Below are 23,503 nucleotides of genomic sequence, written 5' to 3'. Positions count from 1 at the left end.
GACCTCCTGCTCCCAAAGCAGGCGCGATGACCGGGCTACGCTACACCCCGAAAAATATTGGGCAAATATAAGGTTAATTACCATTTTCACAAGCTATTTAATAATTTGTTTTGGAAAAACAGAACTAGCTATTTTCTTTTTATTTGGGGGCTATTATTTTTATATTTTCAATCTGAATTGTTCCACGTATGATCCCATCAATGACCTTATTTAAGGCGAATACGATAGGAATTTTTAATTTTGATTTAGAATATACAAGACTAATTTCTCTTGCAGGAGCTGGTTCTTCAAAATATCTAAGATTCTTTCTTTTCTTTTCGGATAGAGACTGTGCATGCATATAGGGAAGAAGAGTCATTCCAAGACCTTCATCGGCCAAGTTAACCATAGTTTCAAAACTACCGCTCTTAATGCTAAAATTATAATCAATGATATTTACATTACATAAATTTATTATTTGATTTCTAAAACAATGTCCGTCCTCCAGAATTAATATTTTACTACTTTCTAAATCAGTTATTTGTAAATTTTTATTGCTATTTAACGGATGGTTTTCTGGAATGTATCCAACAAAAGGCTCATAGTAAAGAGGGTTTTCTATTAGTTTTCGATTATCTAAAGGAGTTGCTCCAATACCCGCATCTATTCGTCCATCTAAAATTTGTTCAGTAAAATTCTTCGTATTTAATTCTTCAATTTTTAGATGAACTTTTGGAAATTTTTTTAAAAAAGTATTTAAAAAAAGGGGGAGTAGGGTAGGCATTACCGTAGGAATTATACCAAGTCTAAATTCTCCCTCAACAACATCCTTTTCCTGATCTATTAAGTATCTCATTTTTTGAGATTCTTCAATTATATTCTTAGCTTGTTTGATTATTTTATCTCCAACACTTGTTAGTGTTATGGGTTTAGAGTTCCGATTAAATATTATTGTTCCAAGTTCATCTTCAAGTTTTTGAACTTGCATACTTAAAGTGGGTTGAGTAACATGAGATTTCTCAGCAGCTAGTGTAAAATTTCCATATTTAGCTACAGCTATGGTGTATTGTAGTTGTGTTAGTGTCATTAGAAAATACTATTATAATATAAATTTAATAAGAAAAATCTATTTAATCAATTATTGACGCCTTTATGTATATGTTTTTGTGCGGAGTTTCCCTTTCATCTGTTTTTTCTTTATTGATTTTATCAACAACATCCATTCCTTTTATTACCCTTCCAAATGCTGTATAATTTTTATCAAGATGATAAGCCCCTGGAGATTGTTGAACTATAAAAAACTCAAATGGTGATGCTAGTTTATGAGGGTTATCAATTTCACTACTTGGCATAGATATAACCCCTCGATAATGCTTATTTCCTTTTCTTGTATCTGGAGGAAGCAAATAGCGTCCAATTCTTTTTCGTTTCATTAATACTTTGGCGTTATCAGAATTTCCACCTTGAATTATAAAATTTGGAACCACTCTGTGGAATATGGTTCCATCGAAGTATTTTTTTTTGGTTAAAAAAATAAAATTTGATCTATGAATGTTTGTATTTTTATATAGAAGAATATCTATATCACCATATTCAGTCGATAATCTTACTTTATTTTCTAAATTTTTTTTAGAGTATTCAAATAAAAAAGGTATTGCATTTTTATTATCTAACTCAATAAAATCATCATTCTTTTTTATCTTTATATGGGTTTTTGGAATTGAATCTTTTTTCTCTAAAACTGATTTGTTTTTTGGGGGGTTATTACAACCATTAAGAAATAATAAAATAGATAACAAAATCTTTTTCATGAAATTTTTGATGTTTAAAAATTCAATTTTAAAAGTAAAACAAATTTCATTACCTGGAAGGAGTGCTCAAAAAGACATGTCTTCATCCTCACGAATAAAATATATAAGTAATAATACAACTCATTATTTTGATTCTTTAAAAGCCAGTGTTTTAATATGTGTATATCAAAACACGAACGGAGATGCCTTTTTTTCTTTAATGCAAAGACCAATTAATAAAGGTGTTCATTCTGGTCAAATATGCTTGCCGGGGGGTAAAAGAGAATCATTTGATGATTCTGATTGGAAAACGTCAATACGTGAAACCGAAGAAGAACTGGGTTTAAAAGCCAAACACATGAACTTTGTTAAAGCTTTAACTCCTATATATATTCCTCCAAGCAATTTCATTGTATGTCCTTTTATCGCAATATATAATCAAATTCCAAATTTTAAAATTGATAAACGTGAAGTGAAAAAAGTTTTTAGTGTATCTTTTGATTCGTTATTAAATGATGAATTGAAAACTAAAATTCATATTTCAAATGAATATATGAATGAGTTTGGCGTTCCAGCATATAATTTTAATAATAATATCGTTTGGGGTGCTACGGCAATGATATTATCAGAATTTAAAATTTTATTAAAAAAAATATTTTAATCAATACTCAAACTTAACATATGCTTTTTTTTAAAAAAAACTCTTTTGGACACTATTTAATTTTAAAAAAATGGTTAATTAGATATCTTGGTATTTTTACTCACCGGAGGTTTAGAGGTTTTAATAATTTAAAAATAGAAGGATCTGAAGTTATTAAGAACCTTCCTGATAAAAATATTTTATTTATCTCAAATCATCAAACCTATTTCGCTGATGTAGTAGCAATGTTTCATGTATTTAATGCGTGTTTGACAGGAAGGATAGATTCTATCAAAAATATAGGATATATCTGGAATCCAAAGTTAAATATATATTACGTTGCTGCAAAAGAAACTATGAAAGACAGTTTGCTTTCAAGGATATTAGCTTATGCAGGTTCTGTATCTATTGAGAGAACCTGGCGTGAAAAGGGTAAAGAAATCAACAGACAAGTCAAGTTTTCAGATATTTCAAATATTGGAATAGCATTAGATGATGGATGGGTTGTTACATTTCCGCAGGGAACAACAAAACCTTTTAAGCCTGTTAGGAAAGGAACTGCTCACTTAATTAAAACTTATAAACCCATAGTTGTTCCGATTGTAATAGATGGATTTAGAAGATCCTTTGATAAAAAGGGAATAATGATTAAAAAAAGAGATATTGTTCAAACAATGCATATTAAAAAAGCGCTAGAAATTGATTACGACAATGATTCTATCGAAGAGATTATAGAAAAAATCGAATACGCCATTGAACAACACCCCTCTTTTTTAAAAGTTCTGCCTGTAAAAGATTAAATTTTAAATTTCCATATTATTTAGATGTCATTAATGATTCCAGCACATGAGACTCTGGCTCCAGCTGCTCCCGAAGGTTGAGATACCAAATCATCTTCTCCATCATGGATAATAATAGATTTTCCTACTACATTTTTATTCGAATCACCACAGTCTAAACACCATAAGTCGGTTGTAAATTTCATCATTCCGTGTCCATTTTCATCTGCAACAAAATTCCCAATATCACCTCTATGAAAACCTTCGGCACTTCCCCACAAACCATGAACTTCAAAAGTTGGATTCCAATGGCCTCCAGCAGACTTTCCGTCATCAGATGAACAATCGGCCTTTTCATGAATATGGATTGCATGATTTCCAGGTTTTAAACCCATTACATGCGCCTCTAATTCAACTTTGCCGTCGTTTACTTGTCTTATGGTAACTATTCCAGAAGTTCCACTATCATTTTTTGAATTTAAAGAAATTTTATATTTTTTAAGTGATTCAGTTTTCTTCTTGTTTTCGGAACAACTAACTGCTATTAGTATAATTATGAGAATTAAATATTTTTTCATTTTATGATATTTTTAATTATTAATATTAAATTTTTGGGTTGTTTTAAAGGGTGAAATAGATAATTTATCCATTTTCAGTTGGTATTGTTTCCAATCTTGATTGAAAAATACATTTACTTTTTTTAAAGAAGAATCTAATTCGCTTTTTGCCTGTTTAATTAAAGTATTTTCGGTTGTAGTTATACCATTTGGTCTGGAAGTTGAATAATAATAAGCTTTTCTTATTCTTGACAAAACGTTTTCTTTTGGACTTCGTATTATACCCTGTCTTTTATCGATTTTACCGAAGAATAAGTCCTGTACAGAATTAATTTTTTTGACAATTTCTTTTGATAATATAATTTGATCTTTGTATGATATGGAATCATTTGTGCTTAGTGATTTTTCAAAATCTTTTGCAATTAAAAGACTTTCTGCAAGCTGAACCGTAGCTTTATCAACAACATCTAAGAATTTTTCTAACTTTTTACCAGTTTTATATGAATCTTCTATTGTTTTACTAGAAATTGTCAATCTTGGATCTGATTTTACTACAATTGATGACTCATCTTTGAGCTCCCCAACCTCCATTATCAATTTATATTTACCAGGTCTTACATTAACTCCCGAACCTTCTTGATTATTTTTTCTAATTTTTCTTTTTGGGTATTTAGGACCCTTTTCATCCATATTCCAACTAACTACATGAATTCCTTTTTTATCAGGAGCTTTCATTTTTATAGTTCTTATTAGTATATCATTATCAAATATTTTTAATGATATAGAATCCTTTTTAGCATTCTTTGATTTAGAAAATTCTGGATTAAAGAAATACTTTATTCTTGCTCCAAGTTTTCGGTTTTCTCCGTTAAATAGTGCATCTCCCCCAAATCTACTTCCAGTTGGCTGTTGAATTGAAGCCAAATAGGCGGTTGGAGGCTCAAATAGTTCAAATAGGTTATCTGTCAAAGATATGTCATCAGCAATTTTTCTTAATGGTTTAATATCATCCAAGATCCATGCTGCTCTTCCAAATGTTCCAATCACCAAATCATGTTCTCTGGGATGGATTATGAGGTCTTTGGTAGATACAGAAGGGAATGTTTTTGGATTAAATTTTTTCCAATCATTTCCTGAGTTTAAAGAAAAATATAAGCCGTCATCAGTACCTAAAAAAAGTAATTTAGGATTTACAATATCTTCAACAATACTTAAAGTATATGTTGGGACATCATCTGAATCAACAATTCTTTGCCATGTTTTTCCATAATTTTTTGTACGATATGCATATGCTTCATAATTAAATCGTCTATAATCATTGGCTATTAATAAAGCTTCTCCTTTATTTTTATTTGAAGCTTTGATTTGGGGAATCCAACTACCTTTTGGCAAACCCTTTAATCCTTTTGTAACATCATTCCAACTTTCTCCACCGTCTTTAGTCATATGTACTCTTCCATCGTCAGATGATACCCACAACATATTTTTTTCAATTGGACTTGGCTCAATAACAATTAAAGTACAGTGATTTTCAGCACCTGTTGCATCTAGGGTTAAACCCCCACTTTCAGATTGTTTTTGTTTTTCAGGATTATTTGTTGTTAAGTCTGGTGAAATTATTTCCCAATTAAGTCCTTTGTCCAGACTTTTGTGAACAAACTGACTTCCAAAATATACAGTCCCATTGTCAAATGGATCTTGACCTATAGCGGCATTCCAGTTAAACCGTAATCTTGTTTCAGGATTGGGGTGAGTTGGGCGAACAGTATAATTATTCCCAGTTTTCCAGTCATATCTTGAAACGTTTCCCTGTTGACTCATTGCGAAACCATATTGAGAATTGTCTTTATCGGGTACTACATCAAAACCATCACCAAACGCAATTTCTTGCCAATATGAATTTCGAATTCCTTGAGTTTTCCAAACATATGCTGGTCCTCTCCATGATCCATTATCTTGCATGCCCCCATATACATTGTAAGGAAATTCATTATCAGTACTGATATGGTAAAATTGAGCAACAGGAATGTTACCTATGAATCGCCAGGATTCCCCTCCATCTCTTGAAATATTTATTCCTCCATCGTTACCATCAATTATAAAATCACCATCTTCTGGATGAATCCACCAGGCATGATGATCAGGATGAACTCCATTATTTACTCCATATGCTGGCATCAATTCTGAAAAAGACTTACCCCCATCTTCCGAAACATTAACATATGTAAAAACTGAATAAACTCTATTTTCATTTTCAGGATCTACAAATAAATCGGAATAATAAAAAGGACGATTACCTATTCCAGGCTTTGTATTGATTAGCTTCCATTTTTTTCCACCATCGTTAGACTTGTACAAGCCATTTTTTTTTGACTCAATTAAAGCATATATTATTTTACTTTTATTTTTAGCAAAAGCTAATCCAATCCTTCCTAAATCGCCTTTTGGAAGACCATCTTCATCTGTTTTTTTAATCCAATTCTTGCCACCATCAATGGTTATAAATAGTCCACTATTAGATCCGCCTGATTTAAAAAACCACGGTTCTCTTTTGTGTTCCCAAAGAGCCGCAACTAATTTATTTGGATTATTAGGATCCATAATTAGGTCAGCTGCTCCGGTATTAAGATTTCCACTAAGAATTTTCTTCCAAGTTTCTCCTCCATTAAGGGTTTTGTAAACTCCTCTTTCTTCATGTTCGCCCCAGGGAGATCCAATTGCAGCTAAATAAATAATATCAGGATTGTTAGGATGTATTATTATTCGATGAATATGTCTAGTATACTCAAGTCCCATACTTTCCCAGGTATCCCCTCCATCCAATGATTTAAAAATACCAAAACCACCATTCAAACTATTTCTAGGATTTCCTTCTCCAGTTCCAGCCCAAACAACGTCAGGATTTGACTGTTGTATTGCAATAGATCCAATTGAAGCAGTTATTTGATCGTTAAAAATTGGTTCCCACGAAACACCACCGCTTTTTGAACGCCAAATACCACCTGAAGCTGTTCCAATATAAATTGTTTTTGGATCATTGTGAACTACATCAATTGCTGTTGTTCTTCCACTCATACCTCCAGGTCCAATGTTTCTGGCGGGAGAAGTATTCAGCCATTTAGGATCAAAACTTTGAGCGTTAATAATATTTATTGAAATAAAGGAAAGAAATAATAATAGTAGTCTCATATTTAATTTTAAAAATTAAAGATAATAAACAGATTGAATTTATTCTAAATAAAAAAATATGATATTTGTACCTCAATCATTAATATGAAAAAAGTTTTATTTTTAATAATAATTTGTATTGTGAATGGATGTTCTGTAATTAAAAACTACTCATTAAACGCCTTTACCTCATCAAAATATAAATCAATTCCTTTTTCAGAGGACAATGTTCCATCTAAACCTGATTATTCCTCAGAAACATCATGGGCAGTTTTACCCTCTAATTATCCAAAGCCTCTTACTGAAATAGTTGGAAATACAAAGTCAAAAAAAGCAGCTGTTTTTTTTATTTATCCAACATTACTTCTAGACCCTGAAGATGTTAGTTGGAATTCTGATATTTATGATAAACAAATACGGTATGATGTAATTAATAAATCTGTTAGATACCAAGCATCAGCATGGGCAAAAGCTGGTGATTTGTATGTTCCATTTTATCGTCAAGCTCATATTAGAATTTTCACACCCCCTTATGATGAATTAAAAGCTTGGGAGATAGCATATTCTGACATAAAAACATCTTTTGAATACTTTTTGAAATATCACAGAAATAATCGTCCAATAATTATTGCATCACATAGTCAAGGATCAATTCATGCTAAAAGGCTATTACAGGAATACTTTGATGGAAAAGATTTACAAAATGATTTGGTTGCTGCATATTTAATTGGTGCACAAATAAAAAGAGATGATTTTAAAAATTTAAAAACATTAGAATCTAAAAAAGAAACGGGTGGATACGTGAGTTGGAATACTTTTAAAAAAAATAAATATCCAGAAAAATATGATAAATGGTTTAAAGGTGGAGTTGTAACAAATCCCATAACTTGGAACTTAAATAAATCATCAGATATTTCTGATCATTTAGGACTCCTTTATATTGATAACGAAATATATTCTAAAAGTGTAAGGGTTCATGTAACAGACGGACTTTTATGGACCTCTATCCCTAAAGTTCCAAACAGACTATTTTTAAGTTTTATAAAAAGCTACCATTATGCTGATATTAATTTATTTTGGGCAGATATTGAAAAAAATGCTTTGGACAGAGTAGATTCTTGGTTTAAAAAAAACAAAAAACTTTGATTCTTTCAGAAATATTTGCAGAATGCCAAAACAAATGGATGAATGCAATTAGCGAGAAAAATCATTGTTTCAGATCTTTTGTTTTGTCAACTGTTGACAAACATAACAAGCCTAATAGCAGAACTGTAATTTTAAGAAGCTTTAATCCTGAACTTTTAGAGTTTAATATTTATTCAGACCTCCGTTCTAAAAAAATAATTGATTTAAAAAACTCACCATATGCCCAATTATTATTTTATGACAATATTTCTTTATTTCAAATTATTGTTAAAGCGGAATTGACAAATAAAAACACAGATACAAATATTTTTAATAATCAACCGGATCATTCAAAAAAAAATTACACAACACTTAAACCTCCTGGAGAATTAGTTAATGATCCATATGAAATTAGTATTGGAAATGACATAAATTTTTGTGAATTAACATTTAAAGCAAATTCCTTTGAAGTTTTGGATTTAAGTAATGATGTAAATATTAGAAGCCGTTTTAAAATAAATAATCATTGGAAAGGAGATTTTATTGTACCATAATAATAATAAAATTTGTAATTTGAAAAAAATAATATAGATGAAAAAAAAACATCAAAATTCAAAAACTAATAGTCGTAGAGATTTTATAAAAAAATCTGCTTTAGCCTCAACTTTTTTGATTCTTCCACGACACGTTTTAGGTGGTTTAAACTACACGGCTCCAAGTGATCAGCTTGCTGTTGCCGGTATAGGTGTTGGAGGCAAAGGAAGATCAGATATAATGAATGCTTCAGTAAATGGAAGAGAAAGAATTGTTGCTCTATGTGATGTTGACTCTAATGGTCTTCATGGTGTGACAGAAAGCCGTAAAAGTTTTCCTAAAGCCAAGTTTTACGCAGATTTCAGAGAAATGCTTGACAAACATCCTGAAATTGATGCTGTTACTATTTCCGGTCCTGATCATTCTCATGCTCCATCAGCAATTTATTCAATGGAACGAAATAAACATGTATATGTTCAAAAACCTTTAACTCACAATGTAAGAGAGGCACGAATTTTAACAGAAATGGCTAGAGAAAGAAAAATTGTATCTCAAATGGGTAATCAGGGAGCATCAAATCCTTCCCAGTTATCTGTTCAAAAATGGATTAATGAAGGAGAGATTGGAGAAGTTTCAAAAGTTTATGTTTGGACCAATCGTCCAGTTTGGCCACAAGGAATTAATATGCCAAAACCAGATAATAGTAAACTTCCAAATGGTCTTAATTGGGATTTATGGTTAGGTCCAGCTCCTAAAACTGAATACGTACCAGGAATGCATCCTTTTGATTGGAGAGGCTGGTGGGCATATGGAACAGGTGCTCTTGGTGATATGGGATGCCATATTATTGATGTTCCTTTTAAAGCCTTGGGTTTAAAATATCCTACTGATGTAGAATGTAGTGTAGGAAGTGTTTTTACTAAAATGTGGACTCCAGAATATATTCCAGAGGGATGTCCTCCTTCATCTTCAGTAACATTGCATTTTGATCCCACAACAAAAAATAAAAGTAAAATTGAAATGGTTTGGACAGATGGAGGTATAAGACCATCGCATCCAGATTTAATTCCTCCAAATGAAGATTTGGCTGGAAAAGGAGGTTATAATGGAGTTATGATGATTGGCGAAAAAGGTATTATAACTACTGATGTTTATGGAATGAATCCAAAAATGTATAAAAATGGAGTTCCAACAATAAATGGATCTGTTATAGATAAATCTGAAGAACCTGAGTTTGGTCATGCGCGCAAATGGATTGATGCCTGTAAAGCTGGATTTAATTCTAAAGAACACATGTCTTTAACTTCCTCTTTTGACTATTCTGGACCTCTTACGGAAACAGTTTTAATGGGTAATATTGCAATTAGAAGTTATTTACTTCGTAAAGAAAACAGTAATGGCAATATGGAATTCTATGCTCGTAAGAAACTTTTATGGGATGGGGATAACATGAGAATCACAAATATGGATGATGCTAATCAGTTTGTAGGTAGAGATTATCGTTCAGGATGGGAGATTTAATTTAATATTTTGAAAATACTTATTACAGGGGGACTTGGATACATAGGTTCTCATGTAGCTACTGAATTAATCAGGGAGAATCACGAGATTTTTATTATTGATAATCTATCGAATGCATATTTATCTGTTCTAGATCAAATAGAAGCTGTTACAAATATAAAACCTGATTTTGAAAAAATTGATTTGATAAATAAGTTAGATATTCAAGTCTTTTTTGAAAAAAATAAAAATATTGAAGGTATAATTCATTTTGCCGCTTTAAAGTCAGTAAGTGAGAGTGTTAGTAATCCAGTTAAATATTACAAGAATAATGTTTTGGGTATGATGAATCTTTTAGAGTTCATGCCTCAAAATATACCCTTAGTATACAGTTCTTCCTGTACAGTTTATGGAAGCTCAATAATTCAACCAATACATGAAAAAATTCCGTTTGGAAGTCCAACATCACCTTATGGACACACTAAACAGATATGTGAACAAATAATTGAGGCTAATTTTAGAATTGAATCAAAATTCAAAGCAATATGTCTTAGATATTTTAATCCGATAGGTGCACATTCTTCGTGTTTGATTGGAGAAAACCCTAAAAAAAATCCTGAAAATATAATGCCTTACTTAACTCAGGCTGTAATAGGTAAACAAGAAATTTTTACTGTCTATGGTAATGACTACCCAACAAAAGATGGAAGCTGTATTCGAGATTATATTCATATAGTTGATTTGTCAAAAGCACATTGTAAAGCAATTAACTACTTAGATAACTTAAAAAAAGATAAATTTTTAGAATCTATCAATATTGGAACTGGAAAAGGAATAAGTGTACTAGAGTTAATAAGTTGCTTTGAGAAATCTACAGGTGAAAAAGTCCCATTCAAAATAGGCGACAGAAGATCTGGGGATATAGTAACCGCATATGCAGATACTCAAAAAGCCGAAAAATTATTGGATTGGAAATCAAAATATACATTATCTGAATCATTACAATCAGCATGGAATTGGGAGTTAAGCAAATAAATATTAACTTAATTAAAAATATAAGATGAACAGAAGAAATCTAATAAAGACAATAGGGTCCGGTATTGCTGGGATCGGAGTTATTCCTCTTAGTTATTCACAAGATAATCTGACAACAAAATATTTAAAACTAAAAGGCAATATAAATCATTCTGTGAGTGCCTGGTGCTACAAGAAAATTCCATTTGAAGAACTAGCTGTTGAGTCAAAACAAATGGGATTAGTAGGGATTGACCTTGTTGGATCTGAAAGGTGGGATGTTTTAAAGAAACACAATTTAATCTCAACAATGTGTTACGGTGACCTCGAGGGGAAATCAACCAGAAGTTTAACAAATGGTTGGTGTGATAAAAATTTTCATGATGATTTAATAACAAATTATTTAAGGCATATTAAACTGGTTTCTGATGCAGGTTGGACTAATTTGATTTGCTTTAGCGGGAGTAGGAGAGATATAAGTGACAAACAAGGACTTGAAAATTGTGTGGAAGGTTTAAGTAAAGTAATTCCTTTGGCTGAAAAACTTGGGGTTATTCTGCACATGGAACTTTTAAATTCGAAAATTGATCACAAAGATTACATGTGTGATAATTCTAATTGGGGAGTTGAGTTATGCAAAAGAATAAACTCTAAAAACTTCAAACTTCTTTATGATATTTATCACATGCAAATAAATGAAGGTGACGTGATAAGAACAATCACTGAGAATTATAAACATATTGGACATTATCATACTGCAGGAGTTCCTGGAAGACATGAGATAGACGAGAGTCAAGAATTATTCTATCCTGCAATTATGAAAGCAATTTTTTCAACTGGTTTTAAAGGTTATGTTGCCCAAGAATTTAAACCAACTAAAGAAGACTTAATAGGAGGACTCGCCGAAGCAATTCAGATTTGTGATGTTTAATACTTTGCTGGTTTTCCGTTAGTTGTACTGTTCTTGATGAATTCACGTAGATCATCGTTAGCTTTAACTAAATCTTCTTGTCTGAGATACATCATGTGACCACTTCTATATCCTTTAAAGTAAAAACGATCTTTGAACTTGCCACTTGGATCAACCTGCCACATTGTATATTTTGCACTAAAATATGTAGTAGCACCATCATAATAACCGGACTGAATAAATACTTTTAAAAATGGATTTTCAGCCATCGCTTGTCTTAAGTTATCTCTAACTCTTACATTATCTCTATTCCATGGTCTAACAGAATGATGATTTCTCCCCCAGGTATTGTACTTTACATCAGATTTGAAATTTAATTCATTTTGTAGATAGTGATTTATAGCAGGAGTAAAAGCGTGGTCCCAGGCACTCATTTCAGCATTATAATCTACTCTATTTCCAGAATCTTGTCTGTCAATACCTTTATACCTTGAATCTAATCTGCCAATTGTCTTTCCTTCATCTCTTAGCAACTCCTTCCAAAAAAAAGATGTTGATAGATTAATGTTATTTTGAAGAATATCTTTTTTGTTTAGTCCAGTGAAGAAAGAGATTTTATCAGCTATTAAGTTTTTCTCATTATTACTAATAAAACCTCCTTTAGATAAAGCAGGAATCAATTCATTTAAAGCAAAGTCTTCTGCTTTTGGAAGGATTTCCTCTAAATCTAATTTTTGTAACTCGTTTGGTAATTTTTTATGATACCACGAGGCAGCGGTATAATAAGGGAAATCAATTGCGGATGCAACTGGTCCAGGGTATACTTGGTAATCAGCCGGAGAAACCATAATAACTCCATTTAAATAAATCCATTGTTTGTCCTGTAATTCGTGGGATAAACCCATCACTCTTACTCCTCCATAACTTTCTCCAATCAGGTATTTGGGAGAATCCCATCTATTTTTTCTAGAAATAAAAGTACTTATCCATTCTGCTAGATATTTAATATCTTGATTTACCCCAAAAAATGTTTTACCACTTTCTTTTTTCCCTTCATATTCAACTATCCTTGAGTACCCAACATTTACTGGGTTTACAAATACAATATCAGCTACATCCAAAATAGAGTAGGGGTTTGATTTAAAACCGTAGGGCTGAACTGGATAGCCCTCTGCATCAACTTTGAGCATTCTCGGCCCAGTATATCCCATATGCATCCACAAAGAACCTGCTCCTGGACCACCATTAAAAGAAAACACAAGAGGACGAGTAGTGTTGCTTGAGATATTAGTTCTTTTGTAATAAGTGAAAAACAAACTAGCAATTGGCTTACCATCTCCATTCCAAACAGGAATTCTCCCCGTTTGTGCTTCATAATTAATAGTTTGACCTTTGATTGTAGTTTTATGTTGAGTAACCACAAGAGTGTCTATGGGAAGTTTTTTTTCCTGGGAAAATAAAAAAGCAGATAAAAACACAATTATTAAATATGAGTATTTTGTTTTCATTTTTTTTGATATTGTTTGATACAATATACCTAAATTCGCCTTCTTAAAAAACTTAACAAAAATGAAAAAAATAATTTTATTGTTCTCAATCACATTAATTCTAAGCTGTAGTAAAGATGATTCTGCTACTGTTACTGCAACTGTTCCTGAATTATCAATTGAACAAGAAGTGATATTGAAGACTGAAAATGAGAAAAAACTTATTGGAAAATGGAATTTTAATTCACTCTCTGGTAGGGTTCTTGAGACTTGTGAAATTAATTCAATTGAATTTTCAGAGGAAAACACTTTCATTTTGAAGCTTAATATAACAGGAGGCACAAGTAATGTTGAGTATGTTCAAGGACATTACTATATAATTTTTGCCGAAGCAACTGTCGATGATGTGCCAATAGAGAGAATTATATTATTTAATGCTCCAGTCACGGATGAAAATTCTATTCCAGAAAGTGGAAATGTTGCTACTTTTACAAATATTGTTTTTGACGCCCAAGGCGATGTCAGTTTTACATTTCAGGCTGAATCGGAAATTAATAATTTTTGTGCAACTGCACCTCAAAATCTTTCAGCTGAACAAGCGGAACAAATTGTTGTTGTAGAAAGTGTTCTTCCTGATAGTAATCAAGCATTGCTTATAAATACATGGCGTATTACCGGAAACTCCGAATCCATTAACGGTCAAGCAACAGATTATACTATTTGTGATTGGTTCGCAGATAGTACTGAGGATCTTTGTTATAGCTCTGAGCTAAACAACATAGATCCAAATTGCTCATTTATCTCCGACCCTATTAATGATATTGTAGTAAGTATAACTGCTTATGGAACTTATTTTATGACTTTTTCTAATAGTTCTGGTCCTGTAGATTATGAGGAAGGGGAATGGAATTGGGTTGGCGATGGATTCAATAAGATCTCAATAACTTTTGAGGAAAATGGTCAACAGGAAACCGATATATTGCAAATCAACAGTGTTTCTTCTGGTTCGTTAGTTTTATCTGCATCTGGAACCGATTCCATAGATGGAGTAGATGTTTCACTTGAAGAGACATATACAATGCAACCGGCATCAGATAATTTCACTAATCCTTCATGTCCAGAATTTTCTTTTGACACAGACTCAGGTAATTAATATTTAAAGAAAATAAATAGATTATCAATAAATAAAGAAACTTCCTTATTGGAGGTTTTTTTATTTTTGGGTATTGAGTTAGTAATTTTAATTTGCTCCGAGATTAAACACAATTATTCTAATTGATTATCTGTCAGATAGAGGTTAAGTTTCTCCAAACTAATCAGTTTAAACAAGACAAGTATCTATAACAGAATCAATAAGATCTGCCACTCATAGAGTCAGCAGGTTTTTGTGAGATCTTAATATATAGCTTTCAGATATGTAATTAGAAACATTACCATGAACAATTATATTAACTTCTGAGTATTCGTCAAGAAGAGATTCAAGATTAGTTATTAATTACTATTCACTTTTATCAATTAAAGTATTTAGATAAAAACATAACTACCAGGAATAATTAGGCTATTTTTGTGCCTTTAAATATTATATGCTCACATTCAAAGATTTAGGTCTTGATTCCAGTCTTATTCAAGCTGTTGAAGATCTTGGTTTTCAAACTCCAACTGAAGTTCAAAAAGAGGCGATTCCATTATTGTTAAAAAAGGATACAGATCTTGTTGCCTTGGCACAAACCGGTACAGGTAAAACTGCTGCTTTTGGAATGCCTTTGTTGCAAAAAATTGATTCAAAATCTAAACATACTCAGGGTCTTATTTTATCTCCCACGAGAGAGCTTTGTATTCAAATCACTAAGGAGATTCAGACTTATGCAAAACATATTCCAAAAGTCAATATAGTTGCTGTCTATGGTGGAGCTAATATTCAGGAACAATCTAATAAAATCAAAAAGGGTGCGCAGATAATAGTTGCAACACCCGGAAGAATGCAAGACATGCAAAGACGTCGACTGGTAGACATTAGAAAGATTAATTACTGTATACTTGATGAAGCCGATGAAATGCTAAACATGGGATTCTACGAGGATATTACTGCAATTTTATCTGAAGCCCCAAAAGAAAAAAATACATGGCTTTTCTCAGCCACAATGCCTTCTACAGTTGCAAAAATTGCAAAAAAATTCATGAACTCTCCAGTAGAAATTACGGTCGGGAGTAAAAATTCAGGATCTAAAAATGTCACACACGAATACTACACAGTAAGTGGACGTCAGCGTTTTGAGGCACTAAAACGTCTAGTTGATGCTCATCCGACTATTTTTGGTTGTATTTTTTGTAGAACGAAAAGAGACACTCAAAGAGTTGCTGAAAATCTTATTGAAGCTGGCTACAATGCTGCAGCTATTCATGGAGATTTAAGTCAAAACCAAAGAGATACTGTAATGAATTCGTTTAGGAAAAAACAAATTCAACTTTTAGTAGCTACTGACGTAGCTGCAAGAGGTATCGATGTTGATAATATTACCCACGTAATTAATTATCAATTACCCGATGAAAGTGAGATTTACACCCACAGAAGTGGTCGTACCGGTAGGGCTGATAATAAAGGTGTTTCCATAATTATTGTAAGCCAGAGTGAACAACGTAAAATTAGATCTATAGAAAAACTCATTCAGTCTAAAATTACTCACAAAACAATACCTGACGCAGATGAAATTTGTAATGCGCAGATGCTTCATTTGGCGAAAAAAATTGGAGATGTAACTCCTTCCGATTCAGCTGAAAAACTTCTTCCTGCTTTTATGGAAAAGCTTGAAGATCTTTCAAAGGAAGATATATTGAAAAGATTGGTAACTGTTGAGCTTGACCGATTTTATAATTATTACAGTGGAAAATCAAAAAATCTAGATACTCCAAAAAAGGATTTTTCTGACAATGATTCAAAATCTCGAGTTAGTAAAAAAGACGAAGTGCGTTATCATATTAATATTGGTGAAAAAGATAATTATGACTGGAAATCTTTAAAAGACCTCATAAAGGGAACGCTAAGTCTTACTGACGATGAAATATTTCATGTAGACGTTATGAGAAACTTTTCATTCTTTTCTTCGGGCCCTGATGAAAAGGACATCGTTTTGGAAGGTTTTAAATTAATTAATATTGATAATAGAGATATTGAAGTTTCGATAACTGAAAAATTTAATCCAAATAAGTCTAAGAAGTCAAAATCAAGAAACAGGGAAAGAGATGGAGGTTTTTCAAAAAGAGGTTCTTCTGGAAGAAACACATCCGGAGCTAGTTTCTCAGGAAAAAGTTCATCGGGAAGAAGTAAACCTAATCCATTTAAGTTTTCTAAAAACAAAAAATCTTCAGATAAAAGGAAAAGAAAATAAATACATTATTAAATAAAAAAACCTCCCACTGGGAGGTTTTTTTATTTAATAATGTATTTAGTGATTAATACTAATTTACTCCACGATCAAACTCAACTCTTCTACTTAATTTTCTGTTAGATAGAGGTTTAGTTTCACCATACGCCTCAGTTGAAACACGGCTAGCATCTATACCAGCAGCAATAAGAGCAGCCATTACAGAGTCTGCACGTTTCTGTGAAATCCTCATGTTGTAACTTTCAGATCCATCATCAGAAGCGTGACCTTGAACAATTATATTTACTTCCGGATATTCATCAAGAAGAGATTTAAGATTAGATATTAATTCTTCACCACTTTTACTAATTTTCACACTTGATGATCCAAAATATATTCTTGCTCCATTTAGTTCTCCAGATTTAGATTCACTAACAGATATAAATTCAATAAGTTTAGATGGTTCAGCTTCACATCCACCGTTTGCAGCAACACCAGCAATGTTAGGGCATAAGTCGTCTTTATCAAGAACACCATCTCCATCAGTATCTGGCCACGGACATCCCATATTTCCTGTTTCACCAGCTACATTAGGACATTTGTCATCTTTATCAGCAACAGTATCTCCATCACTATCAGGACACCCACCCATTTCAGCACTACCTGCTTCTTCTGGACATGCATCGTCTCCATCAGCAATTCCATCTCCATCAGTATCAGGACAACCGTTCATTTCTGCAGTACCAGCCTCTTCAGGACATGAATCTTCATTATCAGGAATACCATCACCGTCTGTATCAGGACAACCTTTGAATTCTTTTAACCCTGGTACATCTGGACATATATCTTTTTTATCAGAAACTCCATCTCCGTCAGAATCTCCAGTTCCAAACATGTATGTTAGTCCAATTACGTGCTGTAGTTGGTTTGAAGAACCTTTCTCAGAGGCGCTTCTCATGGAAGTACTTAAGTGTGCAGCCCATTTATCAGAGAGCATGTAGTTTACACCAGCACCACCAACAGTAGTTCTTGCTGATTCTTTTGATGGGAATAGTGCATCCTCATCAGGACCATTTCCAAATCTTGATAAACCATAACCAGCAAAAAGATAAGGAATTACTTTCCCTTCTTTTACTATGTTATACTTTATAATTCCATCGATAGTATAATATTCATCCGCAGAACCGTCTATACTATTAGCTGAGTATTGAGCGCCAATAGAAATGTTACCACCTAAATAACGAGTTAAACTTAGTGCAGGAACACCAGTTCCAGATCCACTGTTATCATCGTCTATACTAACAATATTTGCACCAATACCAACAGCCCATGGATTTTGAGCATTTTGTGCTGTTACAGAGCTAGAATTGAATATCCAAGCACCAATAGCTAATGCGAGAGTAATATATTTTTTCATTTGATTTTTTTTAATATCAACAAATATACTAAAAAAGCTTCTATTTAGAATAAAAACAGGGTAATTAGAGTTTTTTTTAAGATTAGCTACTATATTTCTTTATGGTAAGCTTGAATTCACCAATATTAATTTGTTCGATTATATAATGAATATTTGATAAAATTGTAGCACGAGATGATTTCTTACTTATTGAACTCATATTATTTTCTGTCCATTTTTTTATTCTTACAGTATCTATTTGTGGAAATGAAATTTTAGAAGCTATATTAAAGAATAAAGTTGCTTTTTCTAATGAGTTAATTTCCGAATAGGAGAAGAATTCAATTTTTTTAACTTTTTCATTTGCATCAATAACTATTCTGTACTTATCCTCTAGTTCTGTAAAATCATACTCTTTAATACTACCACTTGATTCTTTTTTCTTTTTTTTAAAGTTTTTTTTTATTAAAAATTCCTCAAAATCTTGAGGATCTATACCTTCAAGAAAATTTGAATTGACTTGTGAAATATTTTTATCTATTTTTAGTTCGTCAAAATTCAAATCCTTTATTTCCTTTATTTTGTTGTTAAAACAAGAAGTTGCTATGAAGACTAGACTTAGGGATAACAATTTTTTAATCATAAATATTTAATAAATTGATTTTAAAAATATGAATTTAGTCATTATTTAATAGAGTTAAAAAAACTAAAATTTAAAAAAATGAAAAGATATTTTATTGAGGGTGGGTTAATTTTCCTGAGTGTATTGGCATCTTTTTTTATTGAATCTTTTAGGTTAAGACAATCTAATATTCAAATAAAAAATGGTTTATTGATAGAGCTTAGTGAAATTATAAATGAAGATTTAAAGCAAATAAGCAAAGTTATAGGTATTCAGAACCAATCACTAGAGGCTACAAATAGACTAGTTAGTGATTATACTAACGCTCAATCTATGAGTGAAGAAGACATTGCGAAAAATTATTTAGAAATTATTCAAAACACTCCAACTTCTTTTTATTCTCAAAAGGGAGTTTATACTCAATTATTACAATCAGGAAGTCTAGAATTATTAAATTACAAAACATTAAGATTAAAACTTTTGTACGTATATGAACATTTAGATGAAAGAAAACTGGGTATTGATAGATTTGTTGATGATTTTGTTTGGAATACAAATCAAAACTTAGTTAATGAAATCGTTGTTTTGTCATCAGTTGATCAATTAAACAAAAGCTTAATGTATTCTGAAAGAAATATATCATCTTACATAATTGGTGATGGTTACTATAAATCAAAAGCAGTAATAGGGTTCTATGCTGCAAATATTAATTACATAATATTTTATATAGATGTGTTAATAAAGTACGAAGAGGAGTTAAATGAAATATTAAAGCTAATTGATCAAGAGGTGAACCAATAATAAAATACGATACTAATTTTTACTAGGAGTTAATACTGTTTGTTTGTAAGTAACGGACTGTATTTTTTCTTTGGAGTAATAAATTGGAAAATATTTGTCTGTAGCCCATTCTTTAAAAAGATTTTTATAAAAGACACTTTCTGGGTCGCCAGATTGGCCTGGGCTATTTGTTGCCACTGACTCATCCCAATTACCCGTGTCAACTATTATTCTAAAGCTAGCTCCACTTGACTGGTTGTTGTTTCCTCCAGTTGATCCGGGAGTATATGCATTCCCTCCTCTTGGTAAAGGGCCAAGATTTAATTTTTTACCAATTTCAGAATTCACAATCCCTCCCAATGCATGATTTATTTTAATATGTTTGAAATCTTTTTGACCATAATTCCAATTATCAATATTTTCCCCCAGCTTGTTTTCGAGTTTTGTAATGCCTTTTATAAATGATTTTTTTAAAAATAAATCTCTTCCATTAATTGGATTTGATCCAAAAAAATCTTGTGTAGGGTTTTGAATCCAATCAATTATTTTCTTCAGTTGAAGAGATGTTATATAATTTTTACCATTGTCTGGAACAAACTTTTCAAAGGCCTGTTTTTTTATTTCATTTTCCCATGAAACATATATTGCTGCTGGAATTGAATTTGGAGTCAGCTTAAAATCCCAATTAAGTAACCTAGCAATTATATCACTTTCTTTAATTTCAAATGGTATATTCTTTAAATATGGGATTAGAGTTTTAGCAGGAATTGACATTACATCAACTTGAAGTTTTTTCATTTTCTCCATATTTAAATCATTATCGTTATCTAAAACTTCATTTACTCGATCCCCTCTGTATGGATCGGACCACGAATAGCCAATTGCATTCCAATTTTTGTAATTACTTGGTGTCACATTTTGATTAGCAGTTGCGATATAACCTCTTTTTGGATTATATTCATTTGGCTTCTCAATAATGGGTAAATACCCATCCCATTCGTATGATCCATCACCAGGAACTGGAACTAATCCGCTAAACCCATTACGTATTGGTGCAATTCCAACTGCTTGCCAACCAATATTTCCTTTTGTATCTGCCCATATCATATTTTCACCAGGAATATTACTAAAATTACAAGCTTCTCTAAATTCTTCCCATGTTTTAGACTGATCCATTCTAAGTGATGCAAGGTAAGGTGAGCCCCCTGGTTCTAACCAAGCACACTTTACTCCAAAAGCAATATTTTTTTCTTTGTTTATATATGTAACTGGGCCATGATGGGTGTAGTTAAGTTTCACTTCTTTGGAATTTTGTCCTTTAATATTTACAACTTCAGTAATAGTTGTCATTTTTTTCCACTTTCCATTGAACATATACTCTAAATGATTTTCTGGATTTAAATTATATTGATACAAATCTTCACCATCAGTTCTAAAAACAGTAAGCCCCCATGCCCCATAATTATTGTGACCAATGGAAATTCCTGGTATTTCCGGTTCACCACCGCCAATTACATTCCATTTAGGTGAAACAAGATGAGTCATATATCTAAGCGAAGGAACAGCAATCTTTCTGTGTGGGTCATTTGCCATATAAGTATTTCCATTTGAGGTTTTACTTCCACTAACAACCCAGTTGTTACTTCCTATAGCAAGAGAGTCTTCCTTTACTTCAAAAGGATTATTTGCTAATCGAGAAGAAGTAAATTCTTTTTTAACTGTATTTGCGTCAAATAATAATGGCTTTCTGAAGGAAAAGTATGGCTCGAGTATGTCTTCAAATAAAAGATCTTTATCAATTTTTGCATCTAACTTTAAAAGGGGGTCTTGAGGATGAAGCCATAATAACTTTTTAACTTCTTTTACTCCAATTGCTGCAACAGCTCTTCCTATTTGTAATTCCGAACCTATATTACCAAGAAGTCCTTGATGTCTTGAGATAACAACTTCTGGAGTCCAAGGTTCTGGAACTATTCCAAGAATTTTAAATGGAAGTGGAAGCAATTCAGGACTTTTTTTTGCTTCTGTAATGTAAGCGTTTACACCCTTTACATATGCTTTTATAATTTCAGACCCCTCGGGATGATAGTGGTTTAATTCAGCTTCAATATCACCTCTATATTTAAATAATCGGGTTCCAATATCTCTTTTAAGTTCACTTTCTCCCAAGATTTCAGCTACAGTTCCGGTTGCTTGTCTTCTCCAGATTTCAAATTGAAACAGTCTGTCTTTGGCTGCTAAATAACCTTGAGAAAAAAATAAGTCATTTTGATTTTTTGCATAAATGTGATTTACCCCCCATTTATCTCTTAAAACTTCAACTACTTCATCAATTCCTTTAATTTTTATATTATCTTTTTTTATATTGTGGTCAAATGAATTATTACAGGAAATAAAAATTAAAATAGCTATTGCTGTTATTGTCGTTTTAAAATTGGAATTCATTGATAGGAATTTTTAAGTTCAATTTTATAAATTAACACATATTTTTTAAATGGAGTCCTACAAAAAATATTTTTTAGAAGGTTTAGTTATATTTTTTAGTGTTTTTCTTTCTTTTTATGTCGGAAATCTCAACGAAAAAAACGCAAACATTGACAAAAAGCAGCAATATATTGATGACCTTATGGGTACATTAAAAAAAGATATTATTCAAATTGAAGAATTGATGAATCAGTTATATAAATCTGAGGAATATATCAATGATATCCAAAATGACATTGATTCTAATCATCAATTATTAAGCGATAAAGAAGTTATAAATAAGCTTATCGGTGTTGAGGTTGGATTTTCTTTTTTTCCACAAGACGGAATATTTAATCAAATGATTTCAACTGGGACTTTTGAGTTGATATTAAGTAGAGATTTAAAAATGAATCTTCTTGAAATGTATAATCATCAAAAGGAAAGAAATTTTGCTCAATCTAAAGAAATAGACGAATTCAATTTAATTTTTAGAAATTTACCATATTCCAAATTTAGAATAAGATTCGATTATAAATTACTTGAGGGAGATTTTTATGGAAGTCCATCATTAACAAGTTTTAAGTTTGATAAGAATTTTTATATATCTGATGAGTTTTACGGAATTCTTTCACAAGCAAAACTTTATTCAAACATGTACAAAAGACTACTAAATGATGTTTATAATTCTTATAAAGAAACTCTACTTCTTTCCAAAAGTGAGCTAAATAATTAGAAGCTTATTGGTCATACACCATATTATTTTCCCCATTTATTGGACAGAAATTTGGTATTAATTTCCTATATTGAATAAAATATTATGAAAAAACTCTTAACAATTGCAGTTATCATGCTAGGCATGAGTGCAACAGCTCAAATAATTACTGATAAAGGTGGATATTCGATCGATGTAACTGATTATGAAATGATTGAAATAACTAAATCAACAAATCCACTTCAAGGGGTTAAGATGGTTGGAGATGGTTATGATGAAATTGTAATAAAAAAAGGTTCTAAAATTCAAGATGGTGAACGAGAAATCACAGATAAGACTACAGAGTTTGCAAAGAAAAATGCATTTTGGAAATCATTTATGAAAAGACGCGGCTTTACCTTTAAAGATGAAAGCTCATCAAAAAAAAAGATGCTTGGTGCAGATATTACTGAAACACTTTTGACTTTTGTAAAGGAAGAATAATCTATTATCTGATTTTTTAAATTAATAAAATTAATTTTATAACAAATAAAAAAATAGCAACAATTTATTGTTGCTATTTTTTTGTGACCTCGGAGCTGTAATTCTTATGACTTAAAACTCTGACTCGGATTCAATTCTTTTTCATTTTTCATAAACTATGATTTATTTCTTTTGATATTTTTTCACACCCAAATAAGTC

At 31.5% G+C, this 23,503-nt stretch carries 20 protein-coding genes; 12 read left to right on the top strand and 8 right to left on the bottom strand.

Features of this window, described 5'->3' with window-relative positions; translation table 11 throughout:
• Positions 1-139: 139 nt before the first annotated feature.
• Positions 140-1,066 carry a LysR substrate-binding domain-containing protein gene (locus AC3ATN_RS07620; RefSeq protein ID WP_487532679.1) on the bottom strand — a complete coding sequence of 309 codons (927 nt, stop codon included), beginning with the start codon at positions 1,064-1,066 and terminating at the stop codon, positions 140-142.
• Positions 1,067-1,109: 43 nt separating this feature from the next.
• Positions 1,110-1,790, bottom strand: a complete 681-nt coding sequence (locus AC3ATN_RS07615) for a peptidylprolyl isomerase (RefSeq protein ID WP_487532678.1) — start codon at positions 1,788-1,790, stop codon at positions 1,110-1,112.
• 10 nt (positions 1,791-1,800) lie between these two features.
• Between AC3ATN_RS07615 and AC3ATN_RS07610 the strand changes: the two genes are divergently transcribed.
• Together AC3ATN_RS07610 and AC3ATN_RS07605 are read left to right on the top strand one after the other, a co-directional pair.
• A complete protein-coding gene (locus AC3ATN_RS07610) occupies positions 1,801-2,430 on the top strand; it encodes an NUDIX hydrolase (RefSeq protein WP_487532677.1) in 630 nt (209 codons plus the stop codon).
• A 20-nt stretch (positions 2,431-2,450) separates the two neighbouring features.
• Complete coding sequence (locus tag AC3ATN_RS07605; RefSeq protein ID WP_487532676.1) at positions 2,451-3,209, top strand: lysophospholipid acyltransferase family protein; 759 nt, start codon at positions 2,451-2,453, stop codon at positions 3,207-3,209.
• Positions 3,210-3,229: 20 nt separating this feature from the next.
• Here AC3ATN_RS07605 and AC3ATN_RS07600 read toward each other — a convergent pair whose 3' ends face one another.
• Together AC3ATN_RS07600 and AC3ATN_RS07595 are read right to left on the bottom strand one after the other, a co-directional pair.
• Positions 3,230-3,766 carry a superoxide dismutase family protein gene (locus AC3ATN_RS07600; RefSeq protein WP_487532675.1) on the bottom strand — a complete coding sequence of 179 codons (537 nt, stop codon included), beginning with the start codon at positions 3,764-3,766 and terminating at the stop codon, positions 3,230-3,232.
• Positions 3,767-3,778: 12 nt separating this feature from the next.
• The gene (locus AC3ATN_RS07595; protein WP_487532674.1) at positions 3,779-6,934 is read right to left on the bottom strand and encodes a WD40/YVTN/BNR-like repeat-containing protein; all 3,156 of its coding nucleotides are present in this window, start codon (positions 6,932-6,934) and stop codon (positions 3,779-3,781) included.
• A gap of 84 nt (positions 6,935-7,018) precedes the next feature.
• Between AC3ATN_RS07595 and AC3ATN_RS07590 the strand changes: the two genes are divergently transcribed.
• The 5 genes from AC3ATN_RS07590 to AC3ATN_RS07570 are packed head-to-tail and all read left to right on the top strand — an operon-like array spanning position 7,019 to position 12,017.
• Positions 7,019-8,059, top strand: a complete 1,041-nt coding sequence (locus AC3ATN_RS07590) for a DUF3089 domain-containing protein (RefSeq protein ID WP_487532673.1) — start codon at positions 7,019-7,021, stop codon at positions 8,057-8,059.
• Positions 8,056-8,592 carry a PNPOx family protein gene (locus AC3ATN_RS07585; protein ID WP_487532672.1) on the top strand — a complete coding sequence of 179 codons (537 nt, stop codon included), beginning with the start codon at positions 8,056-8,058 and terminating at the stop codon, positions 8,590-8,592. The genes AC3ATN_RS07590 and AC3ATN_RS07585 overlap by 4 nt, the downstream gene beginning before the upstream one ends.
• A 37-nt stretch (positions 8,593-8,629) precedes the next feature.
• Positions 8,630-10,093: a Gfo/Idh/MocA family protein gene (locus tag AC3ATN_RS07580; RefSeq protein ID WP_487532671.1), complete on the top strand. Its 1,464-nt coding sequence runs from the start codon at positions 8,630-8,632 to the stop codon at positions 10,091-10,093.
• Positions 10,094-10,102: 9 nt separating this feature from the next.
• Positions 10,103-11,107, top strand: a complete 1,005-nt coding sequence (gene galE / locus AC3ATN_RS07575) for a UDP-glucose 4-epimerase GalE (protein WP_487532670.1) — start codon at positions 10,103-10,105, stop codon at positions 11,105-11,107.
• 25 nt (positions 11,108-11,132) lie between these two features.
• Complete coding sequence (locus AC3ATN_RS07570) at positions 11,133-12,017, top strand: hydroxypyruvate isomerase family protein (RefSeq protein WP_487532669.1); 885 nt, start codon at positions 11,133-11,135, stop codon at positions 12,015-12,017.
• Here AC3ATN_RS07570 and AC3ATN_RS07565 read toward each other — a convergent pair.
• Positions 12,014-13,504, bottom strand: coding sequence for a S10 family peptidase (locus tag AC3ATN_RS07565; RefSeq protein WP_487532668.1), 1,491 nt, complete (start codon positions 13,502-13,504; stop codon positions 12,014-12,016). The two genes, AC3ATN_RS07570 and AC3ATN_RS07565, sit on opposite strands and share 4 nt — an antisense overlap.
• A 61-nt stretch (positions 13,505-13,565) precedes the next feature.
• On the opposite strand from AC3ATN_RS07565, the gene AC3ATN_RS07560 reads away from it, so the two are divergent.
• Both AC3ATN_RS07560 and AC3ATN_RS07555 read left to right on the top strand, forming a co-directional pair.
• Positions 13,566-14,636, top strand: a complete 1,071-nt coding sequence (locus AC3ATN_RS07560) for a hypothetical protein (protein ID WP_487532667.1) — start codon at positions 13,566-13,568, stop codon at positions 14,634-14,636.
• 430 nt (positions 14,637-15,066) lie between these two features.
• A complete protein-coding gene (locus AC3ATN_RS07555; RefSeq protein WP_487532666.1) occupies positions 15,067-16,869 on the top strand; it encodes a DEAD/DEAH box helicase in 1,803 nt (600 codons plus the stop codon).
• Between the two features lie 70 nt (positions 16,870-16,939).
• On the opposite strand, the gene AC3ATN_RS07550 is transcribed toward AC3ATN_RS07555, so the two are convergent.
• Together AC3ATN_RS07550 and AC3ATN_RS07545 are read right to left on the bottom strand one after the other, a co-directional pair.
• Positions 16,940-18,262, bottom strand: a complete 1,323-nt coding sequence (locus AC3ATN_RS07550; RefSeq protein WP_487532665.1) for an OmpA family protein — start codon at positions 18,260-18,262, stop codon at positions 16,940-16,942.
• A gap of 82 nt (positions 18,263-18,344) precedes the next feature.
• Positions 18,345-18,884 carry a hypothetical protein gene (locus AC3ATN_RS07545; protein WP_487532664.1) on the bottom strand — a complete coding sequence of 180 codons (540 nt, stop codon included), beginning with the start codon at positions 18,882-18,884 and terminating at the stop codon, positions 18,345-18,347.
• Between the two features lie 78 nt (positions 18,885-18,962).
• Between AC3ATN_RS07545 and AC3ATN_RS07540 the strand changes: the two genes are divergently transcribed.
• The gene (locus tag AC3ATN_RS07540) at positions 18,963-19,664 is read left to right on the top strand and encodes a hypothetical protein (protein WP_487532663.1); all 702 of its coding nucleotides are present in this window, start codon (positions 18,963-18,965) and stop codon (positions 19,662-19,664) included.
• Between the two features lie 12 nt (positions 19,665-19,676).
• On the opposite strand, the gene AC3ATN_RS07535 is transcribed toward AC3ATN_RS07540, so the two are convergent.
• Complete coding sequence (locus tag AC3ATN_RS07535) at positions 19,677-22,088, bottom strand: penicillin acylase family protein (protein ID WP_487532662.1); 2,412 nt, start codon at positions 22,086-22,088, stop codon at positions 19,677-19,679.
• A 49-nt stretch (positions 22,089-22,137) separates the two neighbouring features.
• On the opposite strand from AC3ATN_RS07535, the gene AC3ATN_RS07530 reads away from it, so the two are divergent.
• Positions 22,138-22,842, top strand: a complete 705-nt coding sequence (locus tag AC3ATN_RS07530; RefSeq protein ID WP_487532661.1) for a DUF6090 family protein — start codon at positions 22,138-22,140, stop codon at positions 22,840-22,842.
• A gap of 84 nt (positions 22,843-22,926) precedes the next feature.
• On the top strand, positions 22,927-23,304 hold the full coding sequence (locus AC3ATN_RS07525; protein ID WP_487532660.1) for a hypothetical protein: 378 nt from the start codon (positions 22,927-22,929) through the stop codon (positions 23,302-23,304).
• Positions 23,305-23,503 lie beyond the last annotated feature (199 nt).

The organism is Candidatus Marivariicella sp. (assembly GCF_983056325.1).
Note: the sequence above shows the minus strand (reverse complement) of the source record. Positions and strands in the feature narration are given on the sequence as shown.